General features: G+C 40.9%; 11 protein-coding genes and 3 rRNA genes. 12 read left to right on the top strand and 2 right to left on the bottom strand.

Annotated features, from left to right (window positions below; translation table 11 throughout):
- Positions 1-361: 361 nt before the first annotated feature.
- From pheS to rrf, 5 genes are all read left to right on the top strand, one after another.
- Positions 362-1,426, top strand: a complete 1,065-nt coding sequence (gene pheS, locus BMS_RS09005; protein ID WP_014244500.1) for a phenylalanine--tRNA ligase subunit alpha — start codon at positions 362-364, stop codon at positions 1,424-1,426.
- 17 nt (positions 1,427-1,443) lie between these two features.
- Positions 1,444-3,867: a phenylalanine--tRNA ligase subunit beta gene (gene pheT / locus BMS_RS09000; protein ID WP_014244499.1), complete on the top strand. Its 2,424-nt coding sequence runs from the start codon at positions 1,444-1,446 to the stop codon at positions 3,865-3,867.
- Positions 3,868-4,364: 497 nt separating this feature from the next.
- Positions 4,365-5,921: ribosomal RNA gene (locus tag BMS_RS08995) — 16S ribosomal RNA — on the top strand.
- Between the two features lie 247 nt (positions 5,922-6,168).
- A 23S ribosomal RNA gene (locus tag BMS_RS08990) occupies positions 6,169-9,096 on the top strand.
- Between the two features lie 134 nt (positions 9,097-9,230).
- A 5S ribosomal RNA gene (gene rrf / locus BMS_RS08985) occupies positions 9,231-9,347 on the top strand.
- Together the 16S, 23S and 5S rRNA genes form the textbook arrangement of a ribosomal RNA operon.
- Positions 9,348-9,472: 125 nt before the next feature.
- Here rrf and BMS_RS08980 read toward each other — a convergent pair.
- The gene (locus tag BMS_RS08980) at positions 9,473-9,862 is read right to left on the bottom strand and encodes a VOC family protein (RefSeq protein WP_014244498.1); all 390 of its coding nucleotides are present in this window, start codon (positions 9,860-9,862) and stop codon (positions 9,473-9,475) included.
- A 120-nt stretch (positions 9,863-9,982) separates the two neighbouring features.
- Between BMS_RS08980 and rimM the strand changes: the two genes are divergently transcribed.
- From rimM to BMS_RS08945, 7 genes are all read left to right on the top strand, one after another.
- Positions 9,983-10,525 (top strand): ribosome maturation factor RimM, encoded by a 543-nt coding sequence (rimM, locus tag BMS_RS08975; RefSeq protein WP_014244497.1) that lies wholly within the window; start codon positions 9,983-9,985, stop codon positions 10,523-10,525.
- Complete coding sequence (gene trmD, locus BMS_RS08970; protein ID WP_014244496.1) at positions 10,525-11,274, top strand: tRNA (guanosine(37)-N1)-methyltransferase TrmD; 750 nt, start codon at positions 10,525-10,527, stop codon at positions 11,272-11,274. Before rimM ends, trmD begins: the two co-directional genes overlap by 1 nt.
- Complete coding sequence (locus BMS_RS08965; protein WP_014244495.1) at positions 11,274-11,837, top strand: RNA methyltransferase; 564 nt, start codon at positions 11,274-11,276, stop codon at positions 11,835-11,837. The genes trmD and BMS_RS08965 overlap by 1 nt, the downstream gene beginning before the upstream one ends.
- 210 nt (positions 11,838-12,047) lie before the next feature.
- Complete coding sequence (rplS, locus tag BMS_RS08960; RefSeq protein ID WP_014244494.1) at positions 12,048-12,410, top strand: 50S ribosomal protein L19; 363 nt, start codon at positions 12,048-12,050, stop codon at positions 12,408-12,410.
- Positions 12,411-12,750: 340 nt separating this feature from the next.
- Positions 12,751-13,434 (top strand): ribonuclease HII, encoded by a 684-nt coding sequence (locus tag BMS_RS08955; protein WP_014244493.1) that lies wholly within the window; start codon positions 12,751-12,753, stop codon positions 13,432-13,434.
- Positions 13,406-13,696 (top strand): hypothetical protein, encoded by a 291-nt coding sequence (locus tag BMS_RS08950; protein WP_014244492.1) that lies wholly within the window; start codon positions 13,406-13,408, stop codon positions 13,694-13,696. Before BMS_RS08955 ends, BMS_RS08950 begins: the two co-directional genes overlap by 29 nt.
- Positions 13,697-13,734: 38 nt before the next feature.
- Positions 13,735-14,265, top strand: a complete 531-nt coding sequence (locus BMS_RS08945) for a hypothetical protein (protein WP_044557453.1) — start codon at positions 13,735-13,737, stop codon at positions 14,263-14,265.
- Here the strand turns inward: BMS_RS08945 and BMS_RS08940 are convergent.
- Positions 14,256-14,642 (bottom strand): STAS domain-containing protein, encoded by a 387-nt coding sequence (locus tag BMS_RS08940; protein WP_014244490.1) that lies wholly within the window; start codon positions 14,640-14,642, stop codon positions 14,256-14,258. The genes BMS_RS08945 and BMS_RS08940 overlap by 10 nt on opposite strands.
- Positions 14,643-14,719 lie beyond the last annotated feature (77 nt).

The raw sequence follows: 14,719 nt of genomic DNA, 5'->3' as shown, positions 1-14,719 counted from the left end.
TAGAATGATCTTGTAGCTCTTGATCCGTCGATCAATCTATTGTGACTTTTTAAGGAGGTCTCTTAGAGATTAGTCTTTTGAATTAGTTATTTTTAACATTCAAATTTGATGGCCACGGATTTTAGCCTAGACTTATTCTTTGTTCTCTTTCTCTGAACAATATCAAGTCCTACTTTTTGGCCATTTTCATTAAGGTCTTTGGACCTTTTAAAACCGTTAGTCTCGCGGGGGAGTTAACCCCCGCACAATTTCCCCATCTCCCTTTTACCCGCATCGTCTTGATCATTTCAACTTCCTATGACAAAATGCGACGTTTAAAATCAATGTTCTGGCCTAGCTAGAATTTAAGGGAAAATAGAATATGATTGAAAAGTTAGAAGAAATTTTTGCTCAATTTGAGCAGAAAGTAGGTGGCCTTACTAACCAAGCAGATATTTTAAATTTAAAATCTGAGTTCATTGGAAAGAAAGGGCTGATTTCAGAGGTATTAAAATCTCTCAAGGATGCAACTCCTGAACAGAGAAAGGCCATCGGTCCTAAGGCCAATGATATAAAGAATAATATTACTGATATGGTCGCAGCGAAGCTCACGGCCATCGAAGCGCAAGAGATCAATGAAAAGCTCGCTTCAAGCCGAATCGACATCTCTCTTACTGATGATGTGAAAGAGGGAAGTTCTCTAGGCGGTGGTTTTCACCCAAGGACATTAATTCAAAGAGAGATTGAAGATATATTTCTTTCGATGGGCTTTGATATTCTAGATGGACCACATATCGAAGATGAATTCCATAACTTTGAGGCATTAAATATTCCTTCAGATCATCCGGCCAGAGATATGCAAGATACATTCTGGTTCCACGATCCAAATGCACAGTCTGATGAGAAGAAGTTCTTACTAAGAACTCATACTTCTACTATTCAAGTTAGAGGGATGCGCTCACGAAAGCCTCCTTTTAAATTTATCGCACCTGGTACAGTATTTAGATGTGAGAGAACGGATGCTTCTCACGAGATGGTTTTCAATCAACTAGAAGGGATGATGGTAGGTGAAGATATTTCCGTTAGTCACCTCATCTACTTTATGAAAACAATCCTAAAGGAAATTTTCAAAAAAGATGTAGAGGTTCGTCTACGTCCTGGATTCTTCCCATTTGTTGAGCCTGGCTTTGAGTTAGATATAAAATGTCTTATTTGTAGTGGAAATGGCTGCTCTGTTTGTAAGCAGGTTGGTTGGGTAGAGCTTCTTCCTTGTGGAATGGTTCATCCTAATGTTTTAAAAGCCGGTGGAATTGATTCTGAAAAGTATAATGGCTTTGCCTTTGGACTAGGATTAGATCGTCTAGTGATGATGAAATATGGAATCGATGATATTCGCCACCTACAAAGTGGTGATCTTAGATTTAACACTCAATTCAAAACATTTTAATTTAAGGAAATAGATATATGTTAATTAGTACAGATTGGATTAAAGATTTTGTCTCAATTCCAGAAATGTCACCAAAGGACTTAGGTGTTAAGTTTACTCTTGGGACTGCTGAAGTTGAAGAAGTCCTAGTTGTTGGTGAGCACTTAGAAAAGATTAGAGTTGCTGAGATTTTAGAAATTGAAAAACACCCTGAGGCCGATAAGTTAAACTTAGTAACTTTTAATTTTGGTGATAAAGAAAATAAGCGCGTTGTTTGTGGAGCGTCCAATGTAAAGGTTGGTCTTAAAACTGCTTATGCTCCTCTTGGAGTGAGCCTACCTAACGGACTTGTTCTTGAGCCTAAGAAAATTAGAGGCGTCCTTTCAGAAGGAATGCTCTGTTCTGAAGAAGAACTTGGTTTTGCACAGGACTCTGCAGGTATTATTGAACTTCCAAGTGATGCTCCTATCGGTCAAAATATGATCGACTACTACAATGAAACTAAAGACGTTATTCTAGATGTAGATAATAAATCTCTGACTCATAGACCAGATCTCTGGGGACACTATGGCCTAGCTAGAGAGTTTGGTGCCATCTTTGAACAGGAACTTAAAAATCCTTATAACGATTCTTGGGCCAATGACTTAAGAGCAAAGTTTGCAAGTGGACCATCTCCTATCACTCCTAAGTTGGAAGGAGAAAGTGCTTGTAAGGCATACTTTGGATTGAGTGTTGATAATGTAAAAGTTGAAGAGTCTCCAAATTGGATGAAGAAGAGACTTATTAGTGTTGGACTAAGACCTATTAATAATATTGTTGATATTTCTAACTATGTAATGCTTGAGTTGGGAATGCCTCTTCATATCTTTGACCGCGATCAAATTAAAGACAATCAAATCATCATTAAGAAACTAGGAACGACTGCTGAGTTTACTACTCTTGATGAAGAGAAGAGAAACCTCATTGAAAGTGACACTGTTATTTGTGATGCTGATGGACCTCTGGTTATTGGTGGTTTAATGGGTGGACTAAGTAGTGGTGTTACGGATGCGACGACGAAAGTCTTTATCGAAGTTGCTAACTGGCATGCTTCAATGGTTAGGTCTACTTCTACACGATTAGGTCTTCGTACTGATTCATCTCAGCGCTACGAAAAAACTCTCGATTCTAAACTCTGTGAAAGAACAATGCTAAGAACGCTTGATCTTATCTTAGAACTTTGTCCAGAGGCAAAGGTTGTTGGTAAATTAGAATACGATGGTGATGATCTAAGCGCTATTGAAATACTAGAGCTACAAACTTCATTTAAAAAGATTAATAAAGTTCTTGGGCTTGAAGTCAGTAACGAGAGAATACTCTCAATCTTCAATGCTCTCGATTTTAAAGTAACTGCTAACGGTGATGATCTCTCTGTTACAATCCCTAGTTATAGATCCACTAAAGACATAGACTGTGAAGCAGATTTAATTGAGGAGATCGGAAGAATAATTGGTTACGATAATATCGATCCTATTTCACCTAAGCTTACAATCGAACCTGTTCGTCTCACTAGTGCTCAAGCACTACATAGAAAACTTAGAGACTTCTTAGTTTATAATATGAATTCATTTGAAGTGAATTCATATCCACTCATAGGAGAGAAGCTTTTAAGTAAATGTTCATGGCCTACGCAATCTGGTTTAAATCTTTTAAACTCTATTTCAAAAGACCATTCTATTATGCGTGATTCAATTGTTCCTAATGCTCTTGCTATCGCTGCTACTAACGTGAAGAACTACGATGATTTTTCTTTCTTTGAAATTGGAAGAACATATCACTTAGACAAAGCAAACTTTGCAGCAGAGAAAAGTGAACTTATCATTGCAATGTACTCTAAAGAGTCTACGCCTTTTATGGATCTTGTTAATGGAACATCAAGACTTTTAAATGCATCTAATATTCCTTTTGATTTAAGTGAGAGACATCCTAAATTTAAAAATGAATTAATTAGTGAAGAGTGGGTAGGAGTTCACCCTTTTGAATTTTATAATATTCGTATTATGGGGAAGATGAAAGGTGTTATTACAAGTATCCACCCTCTTATACTTAAGCAGTATAAGATTAAAGGTCATCTTAGTATTGCTGTTGTAGACCTCTCACAAGTGGAATCACGTCCTTTAAAAGACAAAGTTAAGTATAGACCTCTTTCTAAGTTTCCTAGTTCTACTTTTGACTGCACTGTAGTTACAGGGGAGCATACTCCTGTAAGTGAAGTGCTTTCTTCTTTAAAGAAGATCAAAATTAAAGAGCTTCAGTCTACTAAAGTAGTAGATATCTTCACTATGGATACTAAAGAGAAGGCCATAACTCTTCGTTCTGTCTTTATGGATGAGGAGAAAACCCTAGACGGTGAATTTATTACACAGTCTTCTCAAAAAATCGTAAATGAGCTTCAAAAAGCTGGTTTTCCTCTAAAGTCTTAATAATTCGTTCTCATAGGGCCCCAATCGGGGCCTTTTTTAATCCCTAGCTAATAGTAACTATTAAACCTCCTTAAAAAAGCTAAGTTCTTGAAATACTTTTTATTTCCTCGAAAAAAAAATTAAAAAAAAATGAAATAAAGTTTAAAAAAGTGTTGACCTTTTTGTTTCAGATGCGTAGTATCCGTCCTGTTCCCGAAACGAAACAAACTGACAAACAAAGCGAACGTCGCTTTACAAGGTTTCTTTCGCTTTTTTGGAAGCTCTTTAAAATTCGAATAATAGTTAAAGATATGAGGCTTCGGCCAAATATCAAGATGAGAAGATCCCAAATAAGTATAAGTGCAAACTTAAAGACTTGGCGTAACTAAATCTTGGATGCTGTAAAAAGTTGATGTTGTTTATGTTGAATTCCAAAAGCCAAGAGCCAAATTTAATTTGGAAGATTTAGAGCACTGTATATTAATTCAATTTTTATAATGAAGACAACAGTTCATATTTGCTTGGAGAGTTTGATCCTGGCTCAGAACGAACGCTGTCGGCATGCCTAACACATGCAAGTCGTACGAGAAAGCACCTTCGGGTGTGAGTAGAGTGGCGCACGGGTGAGTAACGCGTAGGTGATCTACCATTTGGCGGGGGATAACCAGGAGAAATTCTGGCTAATACCGCATACGTACTGCAATTTTGAAAGTAGCAGTAGAAAGAATGCCTCTCCTTGGAAGCATTTACCAAATGATGAGCCTGCGTAGCATTAGTTTGATGGTGGGGTAATGGCCTACCATGACTACGATGCTTAGCTGGTCTGAGAGGATGATCAGTCACACTGGAACTGAGACACGGTCCAGACTCCTACGGGAGGCAGCAGTGGGGAATATTGCGCAATGGGGGAAACCCTGACGCAGCAATGCCGAGTGAGTGAGGAAGGCCTTCGGGTTGTAAAGCTCTGTCAGAAGGGAATAATGGTGTAGGGTCCAATAGGCCTTACATTTGAAGGTACCTTCAAAGGAAGCACCGGCTAACTTCGTGCCAGCAGCCGCGGTAATACGAAGGGTGCAAGCGTTGTTCGGATTTATTGGGCGTAAAGCGCGCGCAGGCGGATTGTTAAGTCAGATGTGAAATCTCGGGGCTCAACCTCGAAACTGCGTCTGAAACTGATAATCTAGAATCTCGGAGGGGGAAGGGGAATTTCGCATGTAGGGGTAAAATCCGTAGAGATGCGAAGGAACACCAGAGGCGAAGGCGCCTTCCTGGACGAGTATTGACGCTGAGGCGCGAAAGCGTGGGTAGCAAACAGGATTAGATACCCTGGTAGTCCACGCCGTAAACGATGTGCACTAGATATTGGAGGTTTGACCCCTTCAGTGTCGTAGCTAACGCATTAAGTGCACCGCCTGGGGAGTACGGTCGCAAGACTAAAACTCAAAGGAATTGACGGGGGCCCGCACAAGCGGTGGATTATGTGGTTTAATTCGAAGCAACGCGCAGAACCTTACCTAGGCTTGAAATCCTGAGAATCTAATGGAAACATTGGAGTGCTCTTCGGAGAATTCAGTGACAGGCGCTGCATGGCTGTCGTCAGCTCGTGTCGTGAGATGTTGGGTTAAGTCTCGCAACGAGCGCAACCCCTATCCTTAGTTGCCAGCATTAAGTTGGGCACTCTAGGGAGACTGCCCGGGCTAACCGGGAGGAAGGTGGGGATGACGTCAAGTCCTCATGGCCCTTATGTCTAGGGCTACACACGTAATACAATGGTACATACAAAGGGAAGCGACCTGGCAACAGTGAGCAAATCTCAAAAAGTGTATCTCAGTCCGGATTGGAGTCTGCAACTCGACTCCATGAAGTTGGAATCGCTAGTAATCGGAGATCAGCACGCTCCGGTGAATACGTTCCCGGGCCTTGTACACACCGCCCGTCACACCACGGGAGTTGGTCTTACCTGAAGTCGTGGCCCTAACTGCTTGCAGAGGGGAGCGCCTACGGTCGGACCGATGACTGGGGTGAAGTCGTAACAAGGTAGCCGTAGGGGAACCTGCGGCTGGATCACCTCCTTTTAAAGGAATACGAGTATCATTGATACTCTATACCGGTCAAAGCGCTTATGCTTTGGGATCTTTTTTCATCTTATAATAACTTCATATTAGTTGTTATTTTTCAAAATACTCTTTATAAGAGTATTTTAAAAAGTAACAGCATTTGATCTTTAACATTCACATAACAGAATCAGATAGAAGACGAGAACCTAAAATAAAAATAAAATTCAAACCAAGAAACAAAAACTTGTGTAAAAACTTTAGATAGATAAAAGCTACTAAGGGCATATGGTGGATATCTTGGCAGCAAGAGGCGATGAAGGACGTTTACTAGGTAACGATATGCTAAGACGAGTGATCAAGTACGCTTTGACTCTTAGATTTCCGAATGGGGTAACCCCGCTAGCAGAAATGCTAGTGACTATACAGTGAGTAAAGTAGCTGTATTAGAGCGAACGCAGGGAACTGAAACATCTAAGTACCTGTAGGAACATAAATCAATAGAGATTCTGCTAGTAGCGGCGAGCGAACGCAGAAAAGCCCAAACCGGCCAGTTTACTGCCCGGGGTTGTAGGACCTCATTTAGGATTCATGAAGATTAGGAGAACGTGTTGGGAAGCACGACCAAAGAGAGTGAAAGTCTCGTATCCGAAAATTTGATTGACCGAGAGGTATCCTGAGTAGGACGGAACACGAGAAATTCTGTCTGAATCTGGGAGGACCACCTTCCAAGGCTAAATACTCCTTGCTGACCGATAGTGAACCAGTACCGTGAGGGAAAGATGAAAAGAACCCCGATAAGGGGAGTGAAATAGAACTTGAAACCATATGCTTACAATCGGTGAAAGGGTTATTGTAAAGCCTGATCACGTACCTTTTGCATTATGAGCCGCCGAGTTACGGTGTGTAGCAAGGTTAAGCCGTCGCAGGTGTAGCCGTAGGGAAACCGAGTCTGAATAGGGCGATTAGTTGCATGTCGTAGACCCGAAACGGGATGAGCTTGCCATGAGCAGGTTGAAGCGGAGGTAATACTTCGTGGAGGACCGAACCCATATAGGTTGAAAACTGTTGGGATGACTTGTGGTAAGGGGTGAAAGGCCAATCAAATTCCGTGATAGCTGGTTCTCTCCGAAATGCATTTAGGTGCAGCGTTTGATGATTACTGACGGGGGTAAAGCACTGAATTGGCTAGGGGGCTTACCAGCTTACCAAACCATATCAAACTCAGAATACCGTTAAGTACAGTCAAGCAGTGAGACTATGGATGCTAAGGTCCATAGTCGAAAGGGAAAGAGCCCAGACCGACAGTTAAGGTCCCTAAATCGTGTCTAAGTGGGAAAGGTTGTGGAATTACTTTGACATCCAGGAGGTTGGCTTAGAAGCAGCCATCCTTTAAAGAAAGCGTAATAGCTCACTGGACTAGTGATTCTGCGCCGAAAATGTAACGGGGCTAAAGATACGTACCGAAACTTCGGAATTATTTATAATTGGTAGGAGAGCATTGTGTTTACTGATGAAGGCGTACCGGCAAGGAGCGTTGGAGGCATCACAAGAGCTGATGGCGGCATGAGTAGCGATAAGAAATGTGAGAATCATTTCCGCCGAAAATCTAAGGGTTCCTGGACCAGGTGACTCCGTCCAGGGTTAGTCGGATCCTAAGGTGAGGCCGAAAGGCGTAATCGATGGGTAACGGGTTAATATTCCCGTACTTGGTAATTGTCGCTTGACATGAAGGAGTGACGGAGAAAGGTAGCAGAGCCAACTGTTGGATGTTGGTTTAAGAGTGTAGGAGGAGATCTTAGGCAAATCCGGGATCTTGTTAACTCTGAGACTTGATGACGAGGGCCTAGCCCGAAGTTTGTGATCCTATGCTTCCCAGAAAAGCTTCGCATGAAGATAATTATCAATCCGTACCGTAAACCGACACAGGTAGATGAGAAGAGAATTCTCAGGCGCTTGGGAGAACTCTAGTTAAGGAACTCTGCAAATTGGTGCCGTAACTTCGGGAGAAGGCACGCCTTGCTTGGTGACATCACTTGCTGGTGAAGCTGAACGAGGTCGCAGTGAAGAGGGGGTAGCGACTGTTTATCAAAAACATAGGTCTATGCAAACTCGCAAGAGGATGTATATGGACTGACGCCTGCCCGGTGCTGGAAGGTTAAGAGGAGAGGTTAGCTTTCGGGCGAAGCTTCGAATTGAAGCCCCAGTAAACGGCGGCCGTAACTATAACGGTCCTAAGGTAGCGAAATTCCTAGTCGGGTAAGTTCCGACCTGCACGAATGGCGTAACGACTTCCCCACTGTCTCAACTAGAGGCCCAGCGAAATTGGAGTGCGCGTGAAGATACGCGCAACCCGCGGAAGGACGAAAAGACCCCGTGAACCTTTACTGTAGCTTGACATTGGGTTTTGATTAACATTGCGTAGGATAGGTGGGAGTTTTTGATCCCTGCATTCCGGTGTAGGAGTAGACATCCTTGAAATACCACCCTTTGTTAATTGAAATCCTAACCTACGATCCTGATCGGGTCGGGGGACAATGTCTGGTGGGCAGTTTGACTGGGGCGGTCGCCTCCTAAAGAGTAACGGAGGCGCACAAAGGTTCGCTCAAGCCGAATGGAAACCGGCTGTAGAGTGTAAACGCATAAGCGAGCTTGACTGCAACACAAACACGTGGAGCAGGGTCGAAAGACGGTGTTAGTGATCCGGTGGTTCCGAGTGGAAGGGCCATCGCTCAACGGATAAAAGGTACTCCGGGGATAACAGGCTGATCTCCCCCAAGAGTTCACATCGACGGGGAGGTTTGGCACCTCGATGTCGGCTCATCGCATCCTGGGGCTGGAGCAGGTCCCAAGGGTTAGACTGTTCGTCTATTAAAGCGGTACGCGAGCTGGGTTCAGAACGTCGTGAGACAGTTCGGTCTCTATCCTCCGTGGGCGTAAGAAATTTGAGAAAATCTGACCTTAGTACGAGAGGACCGGGTTGGACGAACCTATGGTGTACCGGTTATGTCGCCAGATGTACCGCCGGGTAGCTAAGTTCGGAAAGGATAACCGCTGAAAGCATCTAAGTGGGAAGCCCATTTCAAGATAAGATTTCTATTAGACAGCTTGTAGACCACGAGCTTGATAGGTTGGGGGTGTAAGTGCAGTAATGCATTGAGCTGACCAATACTAATTTGTCGTTTTGCTTTTATCTATTTTATTTTAGGTTCACTTCTATTTGGTTTTGTTTTGTGAATGCCAAAGATTGATTGATTAAATTTTCATGGTTGTATTGACTCTGGCAGCTGTGAGTATTATAAGAGTTCATCTAAATTGAAAATTCGATTTGGGTGTGTCGATAGCGACGAGGAAATACCTGATCCCATCCCGAACTCAGAAGTCAAGCTCGTCAGCGGCGAAAGTAGTGCCAGGGGGACTTGGTGTGAGGCTAGCACGATGCACCCATTATTTTAAAAAAGCTCATCTTCGGATGAGCTTTTTTTTTGCCTTTTTTGAATGGAGCCCAGCTCTTGTAGGCCTAAAGCTCTATTTCTGATTAGTCTTATAAAAGTATCCTAAAAATCCATACATTATAAACCTCCTGCAAAATTCTTTGTTAATTCAATCTCATGTCCTGATGGATCCTTGATATATATAGACGAAGAACTCTTCCATAGAATCTCCCCACCATAGAGTGCATCTACATTTAATTCTTTAAGTATATTCTCTATTTCAGAGTAATTATCAATATTGATTCCAAAGTGTGCAATTGGGGCAGTCTCAAAGTTAACTTCATCTGTCTCATATAAGCAGAGAGCAATCTTATTAGGAATCCCAATTACTTTGAAATCATTTCCACTCTTGGCACTTTGTCCACTTTCTAGAACCTTCATTCCAAATAATTTCTTATAAAATTTTTCACTTTCTTCGAAATTTAAAACATTCATATTTATGTGATCTATTGCATTTATTTCTAACATACCTTTGTCCTTGTTAATGTTAAGCCTATTTTGGACTAAGAAAGACGAGAAGAAGAATAGATTGTATCTATATTGGTATAGAGATTGACCCTATGGAGTTTCTATTCTAAAAAGAGCTTTATGGATAAAGAGCAATATGTAGAGTTAGGTTTCTGTGTTAAACCACATGGTATTAAAGGTGGCTTTACCTTTAATTTAAGTAATGTAGAAGATAGTGTACTTGGTAAGAAGTCAAAAATTCTGCTTACTCCAAGAGATAGAGGAAGCTCGCTAAGTCCAGAGGGCGAATTCTTTACTATAAAGTCGATCGCCTTTGGGAATAAGGTTATCACTTACCTAGAAGAAGTCACTGATAGAAACAAAGTTGAAGATTTGATTCCTTTCAATATTTCTGTAAGTAGAGATGATTTTCCTAGTTTAGATGAGGATGAGTTCTACTTGTCCGACCTTGTAGGCTTAGATGTTCTTGAAGAAGAAAGTATGGAGCCATACGGTAAGGTGAGTGACTTCTATGATAATACTGCCCAAGTTGTTCTCGTCGTAAAAGGGTCAGGTAAGAGAGTTCTTGAATTACCTTTTATTGAAGAGTTCTTCCCGACGATTAATATTGAAGAAAATTATATAACAATGAAGATCCCTGACTATATTGAGGGCCGAAAATAGTGGCAAAGAAAATATGGATCATTACAATGTTTCCCAACTTCTTTACACCTCTAAAAGAAGTCGGTGTCGTTGGACAAGTCTTTCAAGGTCTTAGAGGGGATAAGATAGATTTAGAAACAGTCTATATCCCCGACTATAGTGAAAGAGGTTTTAAAGGCGTCGACTCCGCACCCTATGGAGGCGGACCTGGAATGGTTATGAGAGCAGATATTTTAAAGAATGCTCTTGTTGAAGGCGTAATCAAGAAGGGAAATTACAGCGAAGAGAACTTTAAGGAAGAGCTATCAATAGTTTTTACGGCCCCAAGGGGGAAAGTTTGGAGTAATGAAACGTGTAAGAGCTTTGCAAAAAATTACTTCGCAAGTGATTCTGCAAAGGACTTAGTTTTTATATGTGGACGCTATGAAGGAATTGATGAGCGTTTTATAGAGAAGTATATTGATGAAGTCTATTGCATTGGAGATTACGTTCTCTCAGGTGGTGAAATTGCTGTCATGGCAATCATTGACTCTGCGATGAGATTTAGCGAAGGTGCACTTGGAAATAGTGAGAGTGCTTTGGAAGATAGTTTTGAGCAAGATCTATTGGAGCACCCACAGTATACCAGACCAGCTGTCTTTGATGGCATGGAAGTCCCCGCAGTTTTATCTAGTGGTGATCATAAGAAAATTGAGAAATGGAAACATGATAAGAAGGTTGAAATGACAAAGTTATGGAGACCAAATTTAATAAAAAAGGAAAATAAATAGTGCAGAATTTATACTTGGCCCTAGTTCATCATCCAATTAAGAATAAGAGAGGGGATACAGTAACAACATCGGTAACAAATTTAGATATTCACGATATTGCCAGAAGCTGTAAGACATTTGGGGTGAAGAAGTACTTCATTGTAACTCCTCTTAAGGCCCAGCACGATCTCGTTAAGAAAATTCTTGGTCACTGGGAAGATGATAAGAATGGAGTCTATAATCCTGATAGACAGAATGCACTTTCAATAGCAACTCTAGTGGACTCTGTTGAGGATGCACTAGCAAGTATAGAAGAGAAAGAAGGAAAGAAGCCGCTACTCGCCGTAACAGGTGCAAATTTTGAGAGCTTTCATGGTACAACGAATGATTTAAAAGATTTGATGGGATCAAATGATAGGCCATGTTTGCTTTTATTTGGAACAGGTTGGGGCCTTCACCAAAGTGTCCTAGAGAAGTCTGACTTCATGTTGGACCCTATTCTAGGAGCAGATGAAAGTGGTTACAATCACCTATCTGTAAGAAGTGCTGTGGCGATCTATTTAGATAGATATACGCAGAAATAAATTGTAACTATTTGATGATTGGTATTAAATGCTAATTGACGAGCAAGGTTATTTCTGGTAATTTTGCAACTTCGAACTGAATGCTATCTACGTTTATTGGGCCATAGAGAGTCTAATAAATTGAGCCTATGAGTTTAAAAATAGAACTTGTCCAAGAATGACATATCGTCAGTCCTCTAGAAAGTTCAAATGATTTTAGGGAGTAGACCCATGAATTTAGTTGATATTGTTGAAAAAGATCACTTATCAAAGAACGTAGAAACTTTTCCTGAGTTTAGAACAGGTGACACGCTAGCTGTACATGCAAGAATTACAGAAGGTCAAAAGTCACGTATTCAGGTTTTCCAAGGTGTTTGTATTGGAATCAAGAGTAGAAACGACCTTAACGGACATTTCAGAGTAAGAAAAATTTCTTCTGGTATGGGTGTTGAGAGAGTTTTCCCATTCCATTCACCAAACGTTGAAAAGATTGAAGTTGTTCAACGTGGTAAATCAAGAAGAAGTAAACTGTACTATCTTAGAGAAAGATCTGGTAAGTCTGCAAGAATTGCCATTGATTACGATAGAAAGTAATTCTTTAAAAAATGTTTTAACAGAGGCCACTCATAGAGTGGCCTTTTGTTTTTTGGAGGCGTCATATGCCATGACGGCATATGACGCCGAACAACCCAGGCGAGCGCAGGAAGCGCGAGATCGGGTGTAGCGTTTGAAGTGTGAAGCTATTTAACGCCGAACAACCCAGGCGAGTGCAGGATGCACGAGATCGGGTGGAGGCTTTGTAGCACATGCTATTTAACGCCGAACAACCCTGACGAGGGAGCAGTATGCGACCGAGATCGGGCAGATGTGTTGGGCCAAATCACATTATTGAGATGCGCCCTAGCGTGAAGTAATTAGAGAAAGAGAAGAGTAGATGTTTGATTTAGAAGAAATTGGTGATTTTGATTTTTTAGCGGGTTGCGATGAAGTAGGAAGAGGGCCTTTGGCCGGTCCAGTCGTAGGTTGTTGTGTTCTGGTAGATAGAGATTCTTTGACTGTTGAAAATGTAGACTTCCTCCTGTCACACGGGATTACGGATTCAAAGAAAATAAGTGCGACCAAGCGAAAGAAAATCTTAAAGTCACTTGGAATTGAAAAATATGAATTAGCATCAAAAAATTCTCTTACATTGAATAAGAATTTAAAAATAAGCTTTAGTGTGCGAGAGATTTCAAATGAGTCCATCGATCAATTAAATATTCTACGTGCATCTTTAAAGGCTATGGGGGATGCATTCATAGATTGTTTCTCTGGCGAGAGAACAAAATTACTTATTGATGGAAATAAGTATATTGATCTTGGTCTTGAAAATGTAAGCGAAGAGTTTGTGATTAAAGGAGACTCTAAGTCGGCACTCATTGGTCTCGCCTCCATAATTGCAAAAGAATATAGAGATAATCTAATGATTGAGATGGGAAAGAAGTATCCTGGCTATGGACTTGAAAAGCATGCAGGATATCCAACTAAATTTCATAAAGATGCTATCTCCAAACTTGGTGTGACTCCAATTCATAGAAAGAGCTTTAAAGGTGTTAAAGAATTCTGCCAACAATTATAGAAAAGGTGATCAGCTTGAAAGGGAAATTAGCAGGGGTTTCCATCGCTCATCACGTGCGGTTCTAATATCTGCTAAAGTACTTCGAGAAAGATCTATGGGGCAGGTGGACTTGGCTCGAGTTAGAGGTGAGTTACTTGAAGTTGCAGAAGTGAAGAATAGCTCGTGGATTACTCACAAACAAATAAAAAGACTCAGAGCGTCTACGGACTTTTTGGGAATGTGTTTGAACCTGAGTGCTAAATTTACTTTTATTCACAAGTAAAATTGACAAGAGTTCAAAAGCACCGTTATTCTATATGTATGAAATTACTAAAAATTAAATCTTCAATACTTATTCTTACAATGGCGTTAACTCTTTGTCTTCTACCTAAGAATACATATGCAATGGATGCTAGAGCGAAAGCCCTTGGTTCAATGGCCCTTTATGGGACTGTTGGTGGAGCACTTCTTGGAGCAGCATCACTGGCTTTTGGAACTAGCGGTAGGGCTGTAGCACAAGGTGCTTCTTTAGGTCTTTATGGCGGAATCATTTTTGGAAGTTATGTTGTGATTTCTCACTCGATGAGAAAGAGCCGCTATAATGCACCAGCTGCACCTGCAAATAATAATTACTATCCTGAAGATGGAAATACTCCTTATAATGAAGCCGCGCCAAATAGCAATGGTGGTGGTTCTGATGGTGACTCATGGAGTTTCTATAATCGTGTAAGCAGTATGAAAGAATATAGTGCTGACTTTGGGTTAGATATGAAATCTATTGAAAGGCTAGAAAATAAAAAAGGGCCCACAGGCCCAATGTTCTATATGAATTTATTAAACTTTCAATTTTGAAAAGTTTTGCGACGATTGCCGTATCTCGTATTGAGATCTTCGGTGTCGTCGTTTTCGAAGTCCATGATCATGGCCTCCATTGCATCGTACTCAAATAATTTAAATACTTTTAAAAATTCTGTCTTAACGTTAGAGAGTTGAATTTGACTCTTTTTATCATTAAGAATTTTCAAAGTTTCAACAAATACACCAATTCCTGAAGAGCCAACGAAATCTAATCCATTCATATCAAGTGTTACAGTAGATAGGGGATTGTCTTTGATTAGAGATTGTAGCTCTCTTCTAAATGGTAGGCTATTGTCATAGTCCAGACCACCTTCCATGTGAACAGTAATATTGCCAAGAGAATCTGTGCGTACTTGTGCTTTTAAACTCATATATATGACTCCTCGTTGAATCTTTACAAGAACTAATCTATTCTAGCACTTCGCCGATACTGGGATAAGCCGGTATA

This window comes from Halobacteriovorax marinus SJ, assembly GCF_000210915.2.
In the GTDB taxonomy this organism is placed as follows: domain Bacteria; phylum Bdellovibrionota; class Bacteriovoracia; order Bacteriovoracales; family Bacteriovoracaceae; genus Halobacteriovorax; species Halobacteriovorax marinus.
The sequence above is the reverse complement of the archived record's forward strand: the minus strand, read 5'-3'. Positions and strand labels throughout refer to the sequence as shown.

Bases quoted from the DNA above. Each gene is read 5' to 3' on its own strand.
- pheS (WP_014244500.1), top strand. From the start codon at position 362: ATGATTGAAAAGTTAGAAGAAATTTTTGCTCAATTTGAGCAGAAAGTA.
- BMS_RS08980 (WP_014244498.1), bottom strand. From the start codon at position 9,862: ATGTTAGAAATAAATGCAATAGATCACATAAATATGAATGTTTTAAAT.
- BMS_RS08940 (WP_014244490.1), bottom strand. From the start codon at position 14,642: ATGAGTTTAAAAGCACAAGTACGCACAGATTCTCTTGGCAATATTACT.
- BMS_RS08955 (WP_014244493.1), top strand. From the start codon at position 12,751: ATGTTTGATTTAGAAGAAATTGGTGATTTTGATTTTTTAGCGGGTTGC.
- pheT (WP_014244499.1), top strand. From the start codon at position 1,444: ATGTTAATTAGTACAGATTGGATTAAAGATTTTGTCTCAATTCCAGAA.
- rimM (WP_014244497.1), top strand. From the start codon at position 9,983: ATGGATAAAGAGCAATATGTAGAGTTAGGTTTCTGTGTTAAACCACAT.
- BMS_RS08945 (WP_044557453.1), top strand. From the start codon at position 13,735: ATGAAATTACTAAAAATTAAATCTTCAATACTTATTCTTACAATGGCG.
- rplS (WP_014244494.1), top strand. From the start codon at position 12,048: ATGAATTTAGTTGATATTGTTGAAAAAGATCACTTATCAAAGAACGTA.